Below are 17,693 nucleotides of genomic sequence, written 5' to 3' on the forward strand. Positions count from 1 at the left end.
TACTACACGGCCAGTCGGATCGCACGATTGGGGGATTCCCTTAAACAGTTGCCTTTTCAGCTTCGGCCCGCAATTCGCGCAGATGCTGGGGGAAATGACGGGCGGTCATATCGGCTTCTCGGATCAAAGTGTCGAAGTGGCGGGTAAACACCTCGATCCGATCCCGGTCGCGGAACGCCATATAATGGCTGCCGGCATAGAAGACGCACAGTAGTGGGCCAAAGATCGTAACCGGCGCAGAATACAAACGTTTTGCGTCAAACAGATAGATACGCAGACGCGGGTAAAGCTGCGCGCACAAAGCCAGAAGATGGTCGATCTGCTCCAGCCGAACTTCCAGCGGTAGGCCTTCGTAATAGCCTTCACCAAGGGCAAAGCTGCGGATTTCGAATAAGGGCATTGCGATCTCATAGTCCGATTGCGCACTGCGCATCCATGTTAGCCGATCCTCGGAGGCCCCAATTGCCTGATCCGCCGTGCGGCCCAGATGCGGGGCGTATTCCCATTCCAGCACGGCGCGGGTCTTGAGCATATCGGGCAGGGTGGCCGGGACATAGCGGATTTTGTAGCCCGCAGCCTCTTGATGCCATTGGAAAATCCGCTCATCCACCAATGCGCGCGGGGCCTCTGTCATGCTGAGGGACCCGGCCAACAGTTCCGCCGCGCTTTCGGGTCGGTCTGATAGGCTGAGAAGCCAATCGGCCGAAACCCCCAGTGCTGCTGCGCAGCCACCAATCACATGGGCATTGGGCAGGCGCGCGCCGTCATCCGCCAGCAGTTGCGAGACGGTAGACCGGTCCACGCCAATGCTGCGGGCCAGGGCGCTTTGGCTGGTTTGGCGGTCTTCCATCGCGCGGGCCAAGCGTAGGCGAAACTGCGCAGCGCGCACGCGTTTGTCGAGTTTTTCATCCATGTGTTCGAAAATATCACATTTGATGAATTTTGTTAATCATATTCAGAATTCCCAACAGGCCACCCCGTAGGTAACGCTTTTGTGAGAACAATAAAAACGGGGTCCGGAATGGAGACGCGGCAAAGATCGGTCGTGAAGGCACTGATTTGGAATGTGATGGGGTTGGCGGTCATGACTGTGGTCGGTCTGATAGCCACCGGGTCAGCGGCTGTTGGCGGCGCGTTGGCACTGGTCAATACGGCCATCGGTGTGACGATGTATGTCGCGTATGAACGGGTCTGGGCAGGGATTACGTGGGGCCGCAATGGCTGAACCAACGCTGCCTAAAACGCCTGAATGGGGGACATTTGCGCTGATTGTAGCCTGTTACGCCACCTGGTTGGCGGGTTTGTTCTGGCTGGCCGCCTGGTCCCTATGGCTGGCCATCCCGGCCTTAGGTCTGGTTGCTGCCTTGCATTCCTCACTGACGCATGAGGCATTGCATGGGCATCCGTTTAGCGCCAAATGGCTGAACGAGGCGCTGATGACCCTGCCGCTGACTTTGTTCATCCCCTTTAACCGCTTCCGCGATCTGCATCTGGCGCATCATCAGGATGCCAACCTGACAGACCCCTATGACGACCCCGAAACGAACTATTTGGACCCTAAAGTTTGGGCGCGATTGTCGTGGTGGCAAAAGCGGCTGTTTGTGACCAACAATACGCTTCTGGGCCGGATCGTGCTGGGACCCGCAATCGGACAAGTAATGTTTCTGCGCGATGAATGGCAGGGGATGATCCGAGGGGACCGAGCGATACTTCTGGCTTGGGCGATGCATATCCCCGGCGTAGCGGTGGTTTTGTGGGTGGTCGCGCAATCGGCGATGCCGATCTGGGCCTTTGTCCTATCAGCCTACATCGGGCTGGGTCTGGTCAAAATCCGGACCTTTCTGGAACACCGTGCGCATGAGAAATCTCGCGCTCGGACGGTGATTGTCGAAGACCGCGGGCTGCTAGCCTTTCTGTTTTTGAACAACAACCTGCACGTTGTTCATCACATGAACCCTTCGGCCCCATGGTACCGTCTGCCTGCACTCTATCAGGCAGGGAAAGACCGATATCAGGCTTGCAACGAAGCCTATGTCTATCGCTCATACGCGCAGATTTTCAAAGAATACTTCTGGCGCGCGAAAGATCCGGTGGCGCATCCGCTCTGGCCAAAGCCCTGATTTCACGACAGAAGGGACGCCATGAGTTTATGGATTCCCGTTACCATCGCCGCCGCTTCGTTCCAGACGGTGCGGTTCATGCTGCAGAAGTCGCTCAGCAGCGTGAAACTATCCGCCGCCGGCGCAACCTTTGCACGGTTTGCCTATTCGATGCCATTGGCGGTTTTAGGGCTGCTCGTCACGCTGTGGGTGACGCAGGCTGCGATACCATCCCTGACCGCACAGTTCTGGCTATTCGTAGCCATTGGCGGGACGGCGCAGATTTTGGCGACCATCTGCGTGGTGGCCCTGTTCAAACAACGCAATTTTGCAGTTGGGATCACCTTTAAGAAAACCGAAGTGATTCAAACGGCAATCGTCGGGTTTCTGGTGCTTGGGGATGAGGTTTCTGCCGGGGCGCTTGGTGCGATCCTGCTGGGGTTGTTGGCGGTTCTGGTGCTGTCCAAAACACCGGGCGGGGACGGAGCGTGGTGGCGTCATTTGACCAACCGCGCGTCGCAACTTGGCCTTGGCTCAGGCGTTCTGTTCGCATTCTCGGCCGTCAGTTATCGCGGTGCATCACTGGAGCTTGGTGACATCGACGCGTGGTTCCGCGCCCTGATCACTCTGGCGGCGGTGGTCACGTTTCAGTTTCTCAGCATGGGGCTATGGCTGCTCTGGCGGGATCGAGCCGAGTTGCTGGCCGTCTGGGAGACACGATCTACCGGCGTCTTCGTTGGATTGACCAGCCTAGGCGGGTCGTTCTGCTGGTTTCTGGCCTTTACGCTGCAGAACGCGGCCTATGTCAAAGCACTAGGGCAGGTAGAGCTAATCCTCAGCCTTTTGGCTTCGATCCTGTTCTTCCGTGAGACAATCAGCCGGCGCGAAATCGCCGGGATGGGCTTGCTGGGTATCTCGATACTGGCGCTGGTGCTGGCGATCTAGCTGGCGCGACGCTCGTCGAAGCTGAGCGCGATGAAGCTGGGCAGATGGTCGCCCATGCCGACAACCTTTGGGCCATGGTCGTCCCGACGGCCACGCCCTTTGGCAGGCTTGTCTTGCTTGCGCTCATCCTTCTTGCGGTCGTGCTTTTTGTCGTCTGAGGATCTGGTCTTTTTCTCGGGCTTTGACACCTCTGGCTTGGGCTCTTCCTTCACCGGATTGTCGATACGCGGAATATCCTTCTGGATCAGCTTCTCAATCGCATCCAGAGCCTTTTCGTCACGACCCGAGCAGATCGTGACGGCCTTGCCTTCGCGTCCGGCTCGGCCTGTACGGCCAATGCGGTGAACATAGTCTTCGGCATGACCGGGCACGTCGAAATTAAACACATGGCTGACCGACGGAATATCCAGGCCGCGTGCGGCGACATCAGAGGCCACGAGCAGGCGTAAAGACCCATCACGGAAGCCATCCAGCGTTTTCATCCGCTGTGACTGATCCAGATCGCCATGGATCGCAGCGGCGTTATAGCCGTATTTCTTCAGTGACTTGGCGCAGATATCCACGTCCGTCTTGCGGTTGCAGAAGATGATCGCGTTGGTGCACTTGTCACCTTCGGCGTCGATCAGCGCGCGCAGAACCTTGCGTTTGCCGCTGGCCTCGCGATCCCGGCGACCGCCTTTGAACATGACGACACCCTGTTCGATGGTCTCGGACGCGGTGGCCTGGCGGGCAACCTCGATCCGGGCGGGGGCGGACAGGAACGTGTCGGTGATCCGCTCAATCTCGGAGGCCATGGTGGCCGAGAAGAACAGCGTCTGGCGCGTGAATGGCGTCAGCGAGAAGATGCGTTCGATATCAGGGATAAAGCCCATATCCAGCATCCGGTCGGCCTCATCCACCACCATGATCTGCACGCCGGTCAGCAGCAGCTTGCCGCGTTCGAAATGGTCCAGCAAACGGCCCGGAGTTGCAATCAGAACGTCAACGCCCCGATCGATCAGCGCATCTTGTTCCTTGAAGCTGACACCGCCAATCAGCAACGCCTTGGTCAGCTTTACATTCTTGGCATAGGTGTCGAAATTTTCAGCCACCTGCGCGGCCAACTCACGCGTCGGGCACAAAACCAGCGAGCGCGGCATGCGCGCACGGGCGCGGCCACGGGCCAGAAGGGTGATCATAGGCAGCGTGAAGCTGGCGGTCTTGCCCGTACCAGTCTGAGCAATCCCGAGAACATCGCGCCCTTCAAGCGCAGGTGGTATCGCGCCTTCCTGGATCGGAGTGGGGCTTACGTATCCGGCTTCCTCAATGGCTTTGAGGACCTTCGGGTTCAGGTTCAGTTCGTTAAACTTTGTCATGTATGTCCGGTTCATGCGGACACTTGACCTGGCCCGCGCGTCTGAAAAATGCCGGGCCCGGATGGCCATGCGCTTTTTGCGCATTTCGGCTTGGGCGCGGACATAACAAAAAGGTAGGTCAGGGTCAAACAAAGACCAGCCTGTCGCACATGCAAGGCGTCAATGCGGGATTCTACGCAACAATTCAGCCACTTCCGGGGAAATGTTCTGCGATTTTCTGGCTCAGGTTCAATGGCCTGTGCCGGATCAGGCCGTAACGTTCCAACCGCGTGCGCACGTCAGGGTCCTGACCGCTGATCTCGGCATAGAAGGCGCGCAGACCGTCCATGCCTTGTTCGTCCTTGATCCAGCTGAACAACTCATTCTTGTTCAAGCCACCTTTTTCGCGCGGTACGTTGGGCGACATGCCGGGTTGGTAAGACCCTCTGGTCATCCGAAAATCATAATGCGCGATCCAGTGATCCCAATCCGGTGCGTGACGGTGGCAGAGCTCAAACTGAGGCTGCTCGTGTTTGCAGGGCAGCAGTTTCTTGTTCTGAAACAGGTTGTGTATCCGAAAGCTCAGGTTTTCCAGCCCTGTACGCACGATCAACTTTCCCTGCACATGACTCAGGAACCCGCCCAGCACAAAGGCGCCGTATGTTGGGTAGATCTCTTGCACAAGCGCCTCGCGGGTGGGGCTTTTGGGGATATGCGCCTTATAGAGGTCATCGCCGCCTGACATCGCCTCTGACGGCCGCACGCGGACCGCAGGGATATCTTGCGGGACTGTAGCCAGCACATCCGCGACCGGCACTGACGACCACAAAAACTCATCCACATCGATATGGGCCAGCCAGTCCAAATCCGCACGTCGATAGGTATGGGTCGCGATAAAGGTCTGGCGAATCTGGTGCTTGTCCGGGCGTCCGCGCGTGCGTTTTGACCAGAATGCATCATCGCACGACTGCACCTGCACCTTTGGATGCTGGCTGAGCGCCTGAAAGGCAGCCGGGTTCGGTTCGTCCAGAAAGATGTAGAGCCGATCGGCCCCCAGACCGAGGTGATGCGCCGCAAAGCCGAGGATATCCTCGGCCCGGCCACGTACCATCGAGACGATACCCCAACGGGTCATGTGCGGGACCGCAGCGTCGCGCGGCGGGTGCGCATGTGTTTTAGTCGACGGAACACGGTGCCGGGATCGGCGTTTAACGCGCTCAGCAAGTGATCGGCGAGCGGCGCGATTGTCGGGTCATTCAGGGCTTTGGTCCAGATAGGCGCGATCAGATTGGTATCCAGCCCGCCGGAATCCAACGAAAAGGATTTCATCTGCAGCGGCAAAGGCGTGTGGTTCTTGTTGCGCGATCCATAGGCAGTTTCCGGCGCCGTGCCGGAAAACAGGCGTTCGTATTCGTAAATCTTCATCAACCCAAACAGCATGCGCAGGGCCTGCCCGACCTCGCGCTGTGTTTGGGTTTGCCCGTGATCGGCGAAGGTCTGGACCGAGGAGACGAGCCAGCGCAGGTCCAGCGCTGCCAGAAGATGCTCGGATTGTTCAGCCCAGAGCCGCTGAAACAGATCGGGGGCCTGGCGCGGGAACGACCGTTTGCGCAGATTTGCAACCAGTTGGGCGTTCAGAAAGGCGAGTTCTGACCGTCCTATGAACTCTTCCGCGATTTTCACGCGTTTGCGATCCCAAGATGACTGGATGTCCAAGGGCGGCAATTCGGTTGCGCTTTGCAGAACGGTTTGTCCGGCCAGAGCCTCAAGGTCTGCTTCCAGCGGGGGCAGCGTGTTCGCGCCGAACTCAAACGGGGTCCGGCGCTTGTCATAGCCATCCAGCATGTCGGGTAGGCCGCCGGGAAAGGTCAGATCGTCATCGCTCATGCCTGCAGGATTGCACAGCCTGAGTCTGCTGTGCAATCAACCCTTTGTCTTAAACCATCATCTCTTTGGTGGCCGTCAGGTTCAGCGCCGGATAGTCACGCACGACGCGGTCGATATCCCATTGCAGGCGGGTCAGATAGACAATGTCGCCGTCGTGGTCATGAGCGATGTGCTGTTTGTTGGCGTTGACGAATTTTTCAACCTCGGGTTTCTCACCGCTGACCCAGCGGGCCGAGGTGAACTGAGACGCCTCAAACCGCACAGGCAGGCCGTATTCCATCTCAATCCGGCTGGCGAGCACTTCGAACTGCAACACGCCAACGACGCCGACGATAAAGCCAGAGCCGATCGAGGGTTTGAACACCTTGGCCGCACCTTCTTCGGCAAACTGCATCAGGGCTTTTTCCAGATGCTTGGCCTTCATTGGATCGCCTGGACGGACGGTCTGCAGCAGTTCCGGTGCAAAGGACGGGATACCGGTCACGCGGATCGCTTCGCCTTCGGTCAGCGTATCGCCAATGCGCAGTTGCCCGTGGTTCGGGATGCCAATGATATCGCCGGCCCAGGCTTCTTCGGCCAGTTCCCGGTCGGATGCCAGAAACAGCACAGGGTTCGAGATCGCCATAGGCTTCTTCGACCGCACATGGGTCAGCTTCATGCCGCGTTTGAAATGCCCCGAGGCCATGCGCACAAAGGCCACCCGGTCGCGGTGCTTTGGGTCCATATTGGCCTGCACCTTGAAGACAAAACCGGCGACCTTCTTTTCGTCCGGGGAGATCTGGCGTGGCTCAGCCGATTGGATCTGGGGCTGCGGGCCATAGGCGCCGATGCCTTCCATCAGTTCCTTCACTCCGAACGAGTTGATCGCCGAGCCGAACCAGATCGGGGTCATATGCCCCTCAAGCACCGCCTGAGGGTCGAGCGCAGGCAGCAACTCGCGCGCCATTTCGACCTCTTCCAGCAGCTTCTCCAGCAGGTGTTCGGGCACGTGTTCCGCCAGTTTAGGATCGTCCAAACCGTCGATCTGGATGCTCTCGGCTACTTTGTTGCGGTCGGCGCGGTCCATCAGTTCAAGCCGGTCGCGCAGCATGTCATAGCAACCGATGAAGTCGCGGCCCACTCCGATGGGCCATGCGGCAGGCGTGACGTCGATGGCCAGCATTTCCTGAATTTCGTCGATGATCTCGAACGTATCGCGGCTTTCGCGGTCCATCTTGTTACAGAAGGTCAGGATCGGCAGATCGCGCAGGCGACAGACCTCGAACAGTTTCTGCGTCTGGCTTTCCACACCTTTCGCACCGTCGATCACCATCACGGCGGCATCCACCGCAGTCAGCGTGCGATAGGTATCTTCCGAGAAATCACTGTGGCCGGGGGTGTCGACAAGATTGAACCGGAAATCCCCGTAGTCGAACGACATTGCCGATGCGGAGACCGAGATACCCCGATCCTTCTCCATCTGCATGAAGTCCGACCGCGTGCGCCGCGCCTCACCCTTGGCCCGCACCTGTCCCGCCATCTGGATCGCACCGCCGTACAGAAGGAACTTCTCGGTCAGCGTCGTTTTACCCGCATCCGGGTGCGAGATGATGGCGAATGTCCGGCGCCGGGCGATCTCGGGCGGCAGGCTAGGTTGGTTCGAGGCGGTATCAAGCATGAGCGCGCGTATAGGCGGGGAAACCCGCCGAGGCAAGACAAACGGGGTGGCACGAATCGGCTGCTTGTGGCAAAAAGAACAAATAGTGAACAAAATGATGGAGCTGACCGATGAATTTGAAAGATATTGCTGACGAACTGGTTGCAGGCTGCCGCGAGAACAGGGCTAAGGAAAACCTGACCAAGCTTTATGCGCCTGATGCCGTATCCGTCGAAGCACAAGATATGCAAGGCATGGGCCGCGAAACGCAGGGCCTCGATGGCATTGGTGGCAAGCATGACTGGTGGGAAAACGCCCACGAGGTGTCGGGCGCGTCAGTGAGCGATCCATTCCTGCACGGTGAAGACCGTTTTGCCGTAGTCTTCGAAGTCCAGGGCAAAGTAAAGGAAACCGGTGAAAGCTTCGACATGCGCGAAGTGGCGATTTATCACGTCGCGAATGGAAAAATCGTGAGAGAGGAGTTTTTCTACTGACGCCGGGCGACATTTCTGATCTGTTCAGGCGAAACGTTGTTATCGAATTCAGTAACCCTTTTTCCGAACAGATCAGATCATCAAGGACCAAGCCTGGAAATGAGCAGTGTTTTCAATAAACTGGCGATGGCATTCATGGCCATTATCATATTCATTGCCCATCAATCAGATTTAGTTCTTGCCCATCCGGGTCACGGCCCTCCTGACCGACCGGGTTTATCGCGAGGTGGCTCGACCTCGGCGGGTCCTCAGCGGAATGGAAGCGATCGCGACAGGCTTATGACTAAGGCTCAGCGTCTTTCAGCGGATGCCGAGGATCTGGTGAAGAAAAGCGCTCTGTTGCAACGTCGGATTGCAACGGTCGACACCCGTGTCACGAAATCTGCTCAGGCCTTTCAAAGCACCGGAGAGCTTAAGGACTCAGCGCGCAAACAGGTTTTGCGGTCGGTGCGTTCAGCTCGTCGCGCGACCGAGCAACTGATCAGTGAATTGGAATTGTTTCTGAAAGTATACTCGGCAGACCTGACGCCAGATGTACGCAATAGTCTGGATATGCGCCTTGCGCATCTGAATACCCGCGAGACTTATCTCGCCGATCATGAAGCGAAACTGGCTGACGTTGATGCATGTAGCAGCACGCAGTGTGCGGAGGTTGTGCAAAATCTGTATCAGCAGGGTGACTGGACAGGCGAGAGCGCTGAACTCAACGCATTGTCTGAGATACTGACATCGCTTGAAAAAGCGTGAGCTTTTCGCGCTGAATCTATGTGACACCGCTGGTCGATGCGAAAAGGGGAAGTTAATGGATCTAGGAATTCGCGGAAAACGTGCTTTGGTTTGTGCCAGTAGCAAGGGGTTGGGTCTGGGATGTGCCGAGGCGCTGGCCGAGGCCGGTGTCGATCTGGTGATGAATGCGCGCGGTGTTGATGCGCTGGAGGCCGAGGCTGCGCGGTTGCGTTCTATGTATGGTGTGAACGTTCAGACCGTCGCCTGTGATGTGACAACCTCGGAAGGGCAGGCCCGGGTGATCGACACGGCGCAAGGCGTCGATATTCTGGTCAACAATGCCGGAGGTCCTCCTCCCGGGATGTGGTCGGATTGGGATCGCGATGATTTCATCAAGGCGCTGGACGCGAATATGCTGACACCGATTGCCTTCATGAAAGCGCTGTTGCCTGCGATGATGGACAAGGGCTGGGGCAGGGTGGTCAATATCACCTCGCAATCTGTGCGCGCACCCATTGCCGTGCTTGGCCTGTCGAATGCCGCGCGCACCGGTCTAACCGGCTATGTGGCGGGGACGGCAAGGCAGGTGGCCCCTCATGGGGTTAACATCAACAACCTGCTGCCGGGTATTCATGCAACGGATCGCGCAGATGCGCTCGACAGCGGCGTTGCCACACAGCAGAGCATTTCGATCGACGAAGCACGAGCTGCGCGGGCCGCAACAATCCCGGCGCGTCGCTATGGCACGCGGGCTGAATTTGGCGCCACCTGCGCCTTTCTGTGCTCGCAACAGGCCGGGTTTATCGTTGGGCAGAACATCCTGCTGGATGGCGGCGCAACCAACTTGACGATGTAGCCATGTCACAAGGATATTCGCTGAAAGATCAGCTGTTTAATGATGAGAAAACCCTGTATCTGGCCGGGCTTTTTGCCCAGGCGGACCCGTCTTTTGATGCGGATGCCTTTCATGGGCAGGTGATGTCTCGCCTCACCGAGCTGGAGCTGAAAGAGCGCATGACTTGGATTGCAGATTGTCTGCAATCGGCCCTGCCGGGTAAACTGCCCGACGTCGCGCCCGTGATCCTGCGCGCGCTGCCGCCACCGTTGGACCCGACTAAAATGGATGATGACTTCGGAGATTTCATCTTTGCCCCCCTGGGCCAATGGGTGGCCGCGATTGGGCTGGACGCGCCGGAGGATGCTCTGGACCTGTTTGAGGAACTGACCCAGAGGTTTTCCATGGAGTGGGCGATCCGTCCGTTTCTGAATCGTTGGCCCGATCTGGTTCTGAACCGGATGCAGGACTGGTGCGCACATGACAGCTATCATGTCCGCCGATTGGTCAGCGAAGGCACGCGACCACGCCTACCTTGGGGGCAGGCGATTGGGTTGGAGCTGAATGATCCTATGCCTTTGCTTGATCGGTTGCATGGCGACAAAACACGCTATGTCACCCGCTCGGTTGCCAACCATCTGAACGATATCTCAAAGAAACAGCCCGATCTGGTTCTGGCGCAGCTCAAGGCCTGGCAAGGGGCGGGCAAGCAGAACGCGGATGAGCTGGACTGGATGATCGGACACACGCTGCGTGGCCTTGTGAAGGCTGGACATCCGGGCGCGATGGCCATGCTGGGCTATGATCCTGACGCCGAACTGGCCGTTACCATTGAACTGCTGGCAGACGCGCGGATTGGAGAGGCGCTGGAGTTTTCCGTGGATCTGACAGGCCAGGGTACGCAGCCGGTTCTTGTGGATTATATCATTCACTTTCAGAGACCTGGAGGGAAGACCTCAGCTAAAGTGCACAAGCTGAAACAAGCTGCTTTGAAGGACGGGGCGTTGCGTTTGGAAAAGCGCCATAAGCTAAAGGCCAACGCGAGCACGTTCCAGCTTGTTCCCGGTGCACATCGGCTTGAGATTCAGGTGAATGGCAAGGTGCGGGCGGGTGTTGATTTCGACCTGCTGGGCTGAGACCTCTCACAGTTTTGTCAAGTCGGGCCGGGTGGATTGTCCGGGCCGAAAAGTTGAACTAGCTGCTAGGCAGATATCGAATAGAGGACATCCGCGATGAAGCATGAATCGGTGCAGAACTACTATGGCGAAGTGCTGCAAAGCAGTGCGGATTTGCAGACCAATGCCTGCTGCACCCCCGATGACATGCCGGATCATCTGAAGAAAATCCTTTCGAAACTGCATGATGAGGTGCTGACCCGCTACTACGGCTGCGGCCTGATCGCGCCGCTTGACCTTGAGGGGATGCATATCCTTGATCTGGGCTGCGGCGCTGGCCGGGATGTCTATGCCTTGTCTGCGATGGTGGGTGAGAGCGGACGCGTGGTCGGCGTCGATATGACCCAAGAACAGCTGGATGTGGCTCGTGCGCATCAGGACTACCACGCCAAGGTCTTTGGCTATGCCACCGGCAATGTTGAATTCCACCACGGCTATATCGAAAAACTGGATGAGCTGGATCTGGAACCGGGCTCTTTCGATATCATCGTGTCGAACTGCGTGATCAATCTGGCGACTGATAAAGAGGCGGTTTTGCGCGGTGCACATCGGTTGTTGAAAGAGGGCGGCGAGATGTACTTCTCGGACGTCTATGCGGATCGCCGTATCCCGCAAGCCATGGCCGAGGATGAGGTTTTGTATGGGGAGTGCCTGTCGGGCGCTTTGTACTGGAACGATTTCCTGTCCATTTCGCGCAAGGCGGGCTTTGGTGATCCGCGCCGCGTGACACACCGGCCCCTAACTATCGAAAACCCGGTGCTCGAAGAACGCGTTGCCCCGTTGAACTTTTTGTCGGCCACGTACCGTTTATTCAAACTGCCCGCGCTGGAGCCTGCCTGCGAAGACTACGGTCAGGCCGTGATCTACAAGGGTACCATCCCCAACGCGCCCCATCTGTTCGAACTGGACGACCATCACGCGATTGAAGCCGGCAAGGTCTTTCCGGTCTGCGGCAATACATGGATGATGCTAGAAGACACCCGTTTTGCCCGCCATTTCGACTTTATCGGCGATTTCTCGACTCACTATGGCATTTTCGAAGGCTGTGGCGGCGAAAGCCCGTTTGAAGCAACCGGTGCTGCACCCGCGTCCGGCGGCTGCTGCTGATCCCTTGCGCCCAAGGGGCGGGGTTGCTATCCCCGCCCAAGCCCGATGGTTTTGATCGGGAAAGGTTACGGGGTCATCGGTGACAGCAGAGGCAACTCCACCACGTTTGGAAATTCGCAACATGACCCGCCGGTTCGACGGGCGGGTTGTGGTGGATGACGTCTCGCTCAGCGTACAGGCGGGGCAGGTTACGTGTCTGCTTGGGCCGTCCGGTTGCGGCAAATCAACCACGCTGCGGATGATTGCCGGGGTCGAGATGCAGGATTCCGGCGAAATCTACGTCGATGGCAAGCTGATATGCGATACGGTGTTTCGGGTGCCGCCGGAAAGGCGTGAAATTGGTCTGATGTTTCAGGATTTTGCGCTGTTTCCGCATCTGAGCGTCGCCAATAATGTGGCCTTTGGCCTGACTGGCAGCAAAGACCAGAAACGCGCCCGCGTCGAAGAGCTGCTGCGCAAAGTTGATCTGATGCGCTTTATCGATGGCTACCCACATCAGCTGTCAGGGGGTGAGCAGCAACGGGTTGCCTTGGCCCGTGCGCTGGCACCGCGTCCCCGGATCATGCTGATGGACGAGCCGTTTTCGGGGCTCGACAATCGGTTGCGCGACGGTATCCGGGATGAAACGCTGGCGATCCTGAAAGAGGAAGATGCTGCGGTATTGCTGGTCACACATGAGCCGGAAGAAGCAATGCGGATGGCGGATGAGATTGCGCTCATGCGCCGGGGCAAGATCGTACAACAGGGCGCGCCCTACAACGTTTACACCCGACCCGCAGATAAAGAGGCGGTGGCCTTCTTTAGCGATGTCAATGTCTTGCGGTCCAATGTGAACGGCGCCCTGGCAGAAACACCGTTTGGTCAGTTCCTGGCCCCCGGCATTCCCGACGGGACGGAGGTCGAGATCGTGTTCCGCCCGCAGCACATCAAACTGGACTTCGACCGCAATGGCAAAGGCCCATCGCCCACGCCCACCGAAGGGGTTGCCGCGCGCGGCGTTGTTGAACGTGCCCGCTTTTTAGGCAATGAAAGCCTGGTCGAGTTTCGCATGGACTACGACGGTTCGATCCTCAAAGCTACGGTGCCCAATGTATTTGTCCCCAATCCGGGGCGGGTTATGTGGCTGACGATCCGCCGCGATCGCTGCTTCGTTTTCCCTCTCTGACGCTCAGTTTCCGCCAAAGTGGTGCGCGAAAGCCTCAGAATGCGTGCGCGCCTTGCTTGCCGCAACGCAAGGGCCCGTCTATCAAGGGCCAAACGTGGGGATGATCGGGCAGATGCGTATACTTCTAACCAATGATGACGGGATCAACGCGCCGGGTCTGACGGTGCTTGAAGCGATTGCTGCCGAAGTGGCAGGGCCAGATGGCGAGGTCTGGGTCGTGGCCCCGGCATTCGAACAATCCGGCGTCGGACATTGCATCAGCTATACGCATCCGACCATGGTGGCCAAGCTGGGCGAGCGTCGCTATGCCGCCGAAGGCTCGCCTGCGGATTGCATATTGGCTGGGTTGCATGACGTGATGAAAGACGCGCCGCCTGATCTGGTGCTTTCTGGCGTCAACCGGGGTAACAACTCGGCCGAGAATACCGTCTATTCCGGCACAATTGGTGGCGCGATGGAGGCTGCGTTGCAGGGTGTGCCCGCGATTGCATTGTCGCAATACTATGGCCCGCGCAACCGGGATCTGGCCGATCCGTTTGAGGCCGCCGTACGACACGGCACCGATGTGGTGCGCAAGATATTGGCGGCCAACCCCGCGGATCAGACGGATTACCGGTTGTTTTACAATGTGAATTTCCCGCCCGTTCCTGCGGATGAGGTTCTGGGTGTTCAGGTCTGTGCCCAAGGGTTCAGACGCGAGACACGCCATACGGTTGAGCCACAGACATCACCTTCGGGTCGGCGTTTTCTGTGGGTCCGGGGTGGGCCGCAGGACAAACCGACCGAGCCGGGCACCGATGCGGCGGCCAATCTGGCCGGATATATCTCAGTCACGCCGATGCGGGCGGATCTGACGGCCTATGATGCGCTAGAGGCGTTGAAGTCGATCGAATGAGCGGACTGGACCCGGAAACCGTCATGCAATTCCTGTTTGCCCTGCGCAAACGGGGGGTGACGGACGCGCGTGTGCTGGCTGCGATGGAGCAAGTGGATCGGGGCCGCTTTGTCACCGGACTGTTCGCGGATCGCGCCTATGAGGATATGCCACTGCCCATCGCCTGTGGTCAGACGATCAGCCAGCCCTCGGTCGTGGGGCTGATGACGCAGGCGTTGGACGTGCGCCCACGCGATACGGTTCTGGAGGTCGGGACAGGCTCAGGCTATCAGGCCGCTGTTCTGTCGAAACTGGCGCGACGGGTCTATACGGTTGAACGCCACAGGCGGCTGGTGAACGAAACCGGCCAGCTGTTTCGCGAGATGGGATTGACCAATGTGACGGCGATGCTGTCGGATGGGTCCTTTGGTTTGCCCGAACAAGCCCCCTTTGATCGGATCATTGTGACAGCCGCGGCAGAGGACCCTCCGGGACCGCTCTTGGCGCAGCTCAAAATCGGGGGTATTATGGTGCTACCCGTAGGACAGTCGGATGCGGTGCAGCAGTTGATCAAGGTCACGCGCACTGAGGATGGTCTGGACTACAACGAATTGTCGTCCGTCCGTTTCGTACCCCTGCTTGAGGGGCTCGGGAAGGATGAGACATAACAGGTATTGAAAGTTTGGTCACCGGAACCCCGGAAAACAGGGGCAGGTGTTGAGGGCAAACGTGATGAGAGCAGTTTCCAAATCGGCAATGCGCCGTTGTGCGACCGGGGTGGCCGCTCTGGCCATATTGGCTGGGTGCGAAGGACCACTGGACTATGACCTGCGCGGTCAGATTGGCGGGTTTTCGACCACAGGGGCGGCGCAATCCGCCACCGCCAGTCGCCCGACGCCCGATGCGCGTGGTGTCATCAGCTATCCGAATTATCAGGTGGCTGTTGCCCGACGCGGCGATACCGTCCGTGATGTGGCTGCCCGAGTGGGGTTGCCGGAGGGTGAGCTGTCGCGGTTCAACGGCCTGCAAACCACCGACACACTACGCGAGGGTGAGATCCTCGCGCTGCCGCGTTCGGTGGGTGCGGCTAGTGGGGTCGACATCGCCTCGATCGCCGGGTCCGCCATCGATCAGGCCCCCGCAACGGGCGGCGTGCAGACTACAACACTGGAACCTGCCAAACCGGCAGCAGCCCCGGCACCTGCGCCGACCGGGCCCGAACCAATTCAGCATAAGGTGAAGCGGGGCGAGACGGCCTATACGATTTCGCGTCTGTACCAAGTACCTGTTGAATCGCTTGCCGAGTGGAACGGGCTGGGTCCGGATTTCGCAATCCGCGAGGGTCAGTATCTTCTTATCCCGGTCAAGAACCAGCCAGCTCCTCGCGGGGCCGCTCCGGCAGCGCCAGCGGCGGGTGCGACCAATGTTACGCAGCCAGGAGAAGGCTCCCCAACACCAACGCCCCCGAGCGCCACGCAACCCTTGCCGGACGAACAGGTCGAACCCCGCAGCGAAGCACCGGAGGCCCCTGATGTAACAGCAGAGGCCCCCAGCAACGCAAGCCGTTCCGCATTGGCCCTGCCGGTGACGGGCAAAACCATTCGCACCTACGAAAAGGGCAAGAACGAGGGCATCGACATCGCAGCTGCGCCGGGCACGCCTGTAAAGGCCGCGGAAGCCGGAACCGTTGCCGCGATCACTGCAGATGCAGATCAGGTGCCGATCATTGTGGTCAAGCACAAAAACGACTTGCTGACCGTCTATGCCAATGTCGACGATATCACGGTTAAGAAAGGTGATCGGGTCAAGCGTGGACAGCAGATTGCCGCGTTGCGGGGTGGGGATAATGCTTATGTGCATTTCGAAGTCCGCAAAGGGTTCGAATCCGTTAACCCAGAGCCCTATCTGCAGTGAATCAAATGGCCCGTACCGGGCCATGCCTCCGGCCGGGATATTTTTAGCCAGATGAAGCTGGGATCACGCGTGGGGGTCGTAGTCACTAAGCCGTTTGCCGGGTTCATCCGTGAAAAGTTCGGGCTGGGGCGTGACCGTTTTGATCAGGTCAATACGGAAAACGCGAAAGCCATCGCGCAGCTCGCACCAGGCGGTCAATGTCCAAACGCGGCCCCAGTATTCCATATGGAGGGGGCGGATCGTGCGGTCGGTCAACGTGCCGTCGATACGGCGATAGGACAGGTGCAGTTTCTGACGTGATTTGATCGCAGCACGGATTGGGGCCATATGGGCCAAACCGCGCGCGGCATCGGCAAAGGGGTAGACGGCGAATTTCCAGGCATCGGCCTCGGCTACGACCTGCGTCGGCAGGACGGCGTCGATTTTCTCGGCCAGGGACTCGGCGGCGGCTTTGAGGTCCGGGTCGGCGGCTTCGGCGACGATGGCCATGCCAAGATTCAGCGCCTCCAGTTCGGACGGGGTCAGGTTCAAGGGGGGCAGGGTGATCTGCTCGCGCACCATATAGCCCACGCCGCGCTCGCCCTCGACCGGAACGCCAGAAGCCACCAGCGTGTCCATATCGCGGTAGATCGTGCGGACCGACACCTCAAGCCGGTCCGCGATGTCCTGCGCGCGGTGTAGTTTGCCGTCGCGCAGGATCTGGATGATATCGAACAAGCGATCAGTGCGGCGCATGACACGCCATTCTGATCGCGACTAGGCTGTCATGTTCCATAGTACATTCTCGTGCCGCATCTGTAGGCTGTCTGGGTTGATGGCTGCCATCAGGGCGGGGGCGAAGTCTTGTTCCGGGAACTGCGCGGCGGCGTTTTGCGCCGCCTGCATATCCTGCCAGACCACATAATCGGTCCAGCGCCCGTCATCGCCCTGGCTGAGCTGGCGATGGGCAAAGCCGGGAGCCGCGCGTACAAAGGATTCGGTAGATTGGCTAAGCGCGACAAACGCCTCGGGCGAGGTGCCGTCGTTCAATGTGAAAGTAACGATTTCTGCGACATGGGTCATGTGAGTCTCCGTTGACCAGGTTGCGATATCGCCGTTGTAGTTAAGTACAACTGACATAAACCTGTCAGTTGTGAAAGGCGAGCCCTGTAAAATCGCAAGTTTGGACCGGATTTTGGAGGCGCCACCGTGAAAGCCCCCTTTTTGTGTTGGGGGTTTGGGGCGTAAACACGAGGCCAGATCATATTCCCGGCGTGCTGCGCCGACGTCAAAGGAGAAGAAACATGCTCAATAATATCGGCCTTCCCGGCCTTCTGCTGATTGCTGTTGTGGTGCTGGTGCTGTTTGGTCGTGGTAAGATCAGCTCGCTGATGGGCGAAGTTGGCAAAGGCATCACGTCGTTCAAGAAAGGCGTCAAGGAAGGCGCAGACGAGCTGGAGCAGGATGCAGCCGAAGTTGCCAAGGACGTCACACCGGAAACCGAAAAAGACAAGGTCTAAGCG

The 17,693-nt window shown here is 58.5% G+C and carries 20 protein-coding genes; 13 read left to right on the forward strand and 7 right to left on the reverse strand.

From position 1 onward, the window contains the following. Positions 1-40 precede the first annotated feature (40 nt). The gene (locus ACR0JX_RS07260) at positions 41-913 is read right to left on the reverse strand and encodes a helix-turn-helix domain-containing protein (protein ID WP_480542667.1); all 873 of its coding nucleotides are present in this window, start codon (positions 911-913) and stop codon (positions 41-43) included. 108 nt (positions 914-1,021) lie between these two features. On the opposite strand from ACR0JX_RS07260, the gene ACR0JX_RS07265 reads away from it, so the two are divergent. The 3 genes from ACR0JX_RS07265 to ACR0JX_RS07275 are packed head-to-tail and all read left to right on the forward strand — an operon-like array spanning position 1,022 to position 3,044. After that, positions 1,022-1,225 carry a DUF2061 domain-containing protein gene (locus tag ACR0JX_RS07265; RefSeq protein WP_480542669.1) on the forward strand — a complete coding sequence of 68 codons (204 nt, stop codon included), beginning with the start codon at positions 1,022-1,024 and terminating at the stop codon, positions 1,223-1,225. Continuing rightward, positions 1,218-2,120, forward strand: coding sequence for a fatty acid desaturase (locus ACR0JX_RS07270; protein WP_480542671.1), 903 nt, complete (start codon positions 1,218-1,220; stop codon positions 2,118-2,120). Before ACR0JX_RS07265 ends, ACR0JX_RS07270 begins: the two co-directional genes overlap by 8 nt. 21 nt (positions 2,121-2,141) lie before the next feature. Continuing rightward, positions 2,142-3,044, forward strand: a complete 903-nt coding sequence (locus tag ACR0JX_RS07275) for an EamA family transporter (protein ID WP_480542673.1) — start codon at positions 2,142-2,144, stop codon at positions 3,042-3,044. Here ACR0JX_RS07275 and ACR0JX_RS07280 read toward each other — a convergent pair. The 4 genes from ACR0JX_RS07280 to ACR0JX_RS07295 form a co-directional block, all read right to left on the reverse strand. Beyond that, positions 3,041-4,399, reverse strand: a complete 1,359-nt coding sequence (locus tag ACR0JX_RS07280; protein ID WP_480542675.1) for a DEAD/DEAH box helicase — start codon at positions 4,397-4,399, stop codon at positions 3,041-3,043. The genes ACR0JX_RS07275 and ACR0JX_RS07280 overlap by 4 nt on opposite strands. A gap of 184 nt (positions 4,400-4,583) precedes the next feature. Continuing rightward, positions 4,584-5,513, reverse strand: coding sequence for a glycosyltransferase family 2 protein (locus ACR0JX_RS07285; protein ID WP_480542677.1), 930 nt, complete (start codon positions 5,511-5,513; stop codon positions 4,584-4,586). Continuing rightward, positions 5,510-6,265, reverse strand: a complete 756-nt coding sequence (locus ACR0JX_RS07290; protein WP_480542679.1) for a hypothetical protein — start codon at positions 6,263-6,265, stop codon at positions 5,510-5,512. Before ACR0JX_RS07290 ends, ACR0JX_RS07285 begins: the two co-directional genes overlap by 4 nt. Positions 6,266-6,314: 49 nt before the next feature. Next, entirely contained in the window at positions 6,315-7,922 is a 1,608-nt protein-coding gene (locus ACR0JX_RS07295; protein WP_480542680.1) for a peptide chain release factor 3, read from the reverse strand. 110 nt (positions 7,923-8,032) lie between these two features. Here ACR0JX_RS07295 and ACR0JX_RS07300 point away from each other — a divergent pair, with 110 nt between their 5' ends. The 9 genes from ACR0JX_RS07300 (at position 8,033) to ACR0JX_RS07340 (ending at position 16,191) form a co-directional block, all read left to right on the forward strand. After that, positions 8,033-8,395 carry a SnoaL-like domain-containing protein gene (locus tag ACR0JX_RS07300; RefSeq protein ID WP_480542681.1) on the forward strand — a complete coding sequence of 121 codons (363 nt, stop codon included), beginning with the start codon at positions 8,033-8,035 and terminating at the stop codon, positions 8,393-8,395. A 279-nt stretch (positions 8,396-8,674) separates the two neighbouring features. Then, a complete protein-coding gene (locus ACR0JX_RS07305) occupies positions 8,675-9,142 on the forward strand; it encodes a hypothetical protein (protein WP_480542682.1) in 468 nt (155 codons plus the stop codon). 55 nt (positions 9,143-9,197) lie between these two features. After that, positions 9,198-9,977 carry an SDR family oxidoreductase gene (locus ACR0JX_RS07310; protein ID WP_480542685.1) on the forward strand — a complete coding sequence of 260 codons (780 nt, stop codon included), beginning with the start codon at positions 9,198-9,200 and terminating at the stop codon, positions 9,975-9,977. A 2-nt stretch (positions 9,978-9,979) separates the two neighbouring features. Continuing rightward, entirely contained in the window at positions 9,980-11,092 is a 1,113-nt protein-coding gene (locus ACR0JX_RS07315) for a DNA alkylation repair protein (protein ID WP_480542687.1), read from the forward strand. A 96-nt stretch (positions 11,093-11,188) separates the two neighbouring features. After that, entirely contained in the window at positions 11,189-12,238 is a 1,050-nt protein-coding gene (locus ACR0JX_RS07320) for a methyltransferase domain-containing protein (RefSeq protein WP_480542689.1), read from the forward strand. Between the two features lie 121 nt (positions 12,239-12,359). Continuing rightward, a complete protein-coding gene (locus ACR0JX_RS07325) occupies positions 12,360-13,403 on the forward strand; it encodes an ABC transporter ATP-binding protein (RefSeq protein WP_480542691.1) in 1,044 nt (347 codons plus the stop codon). Between the two features lie 112 nt (positions 13,404-13,515). After that, positions 13,516-14,298 carry a 5'/3'-nucleotidase SurE gene (surE, locus tag ACR0JX_RS07330; RefSeq protein WP_480542693.1) on the forward strand — a complete coding sequence of 261 codons (783 nt, stop codon included), beginning with the start codon at positions 13,516-13,518 and terminating at the stop codon, positions 14,296-14,298. Then, positions 14,295-14,945, forward strand: coding sequence for a protein-L-isoaspartate(D-aspartate) O-methyltransferase (locus ACR0JX_RS07335; RefSeq protein WP_353006871.1), 651 nt, complete (start codon positions 14,295-14,297; stop codon positions 14,943-14,945). Before surE ends, ACR0JX_RS07335 begins: the two co-directional genes overlap by 4 nt. Before the next feature lie 64 nt (positions 14,946-15,009). Beyond that, the gene (locus ACR0JX_RS07340) at positions 15,010-16,191 is read left to right on the forward strand and encodes a peptidoglycan DD-metalloendopeptidase family protein (RefSeq protein ID WP_480542695.1); all 1,182 of its coding nucleotides are present in this window, start codon (positions 15,010-15,012) and stop codon (positions 16,189-16,191) included. A gap of 63 nt (positions 16,192-16,254) precedes the next feature. Here ACR0JX_RS07340 and ACR0JX_RS07345 read toward each other — a convergent pair whose 3' ends face one another. Continuing rightward, a complete protein-coding gene (locus tag ACR0JX_RS07345; protein ID WP_480542697.1) occupies positions 16,255-16,926 on the reverse strand; it encodes a helix-turn-helix transcriptional regulator in 672 nt (223 codons plus the stop codon). Between the two features lie 21 nt (positions 16,927-16,947). Further along, entirely contained in the window at positions 16,948-17,253 is a 306-nt protein-coding gene (locus ACR0JX_RS07350; protein ID WP_480542699.1) for a hypothetical protein, read from the reverse strand. Positions 17,254-17,474: 221 nt separating this feature from the next. Between ACR0JX_RS07350 and ACR0JX_RS07355 the strand changes: the two genes are divergently transcribed. Continuing rightward, entirely contained in the window at positions 17,475-17,690 is a 216-nt protein-coding gene (locus ACR0JX_RS07355; RefSeq protein ID WP_170373887.1) for a twin-arginine translocase TatA/TatE family subunit, read from the forward strand. Positions 17,691-17,693 lie beyond the last annotated feature (3 nt).

The organism is Ruegeria sp. AH7, assembly GCF_056541325.1.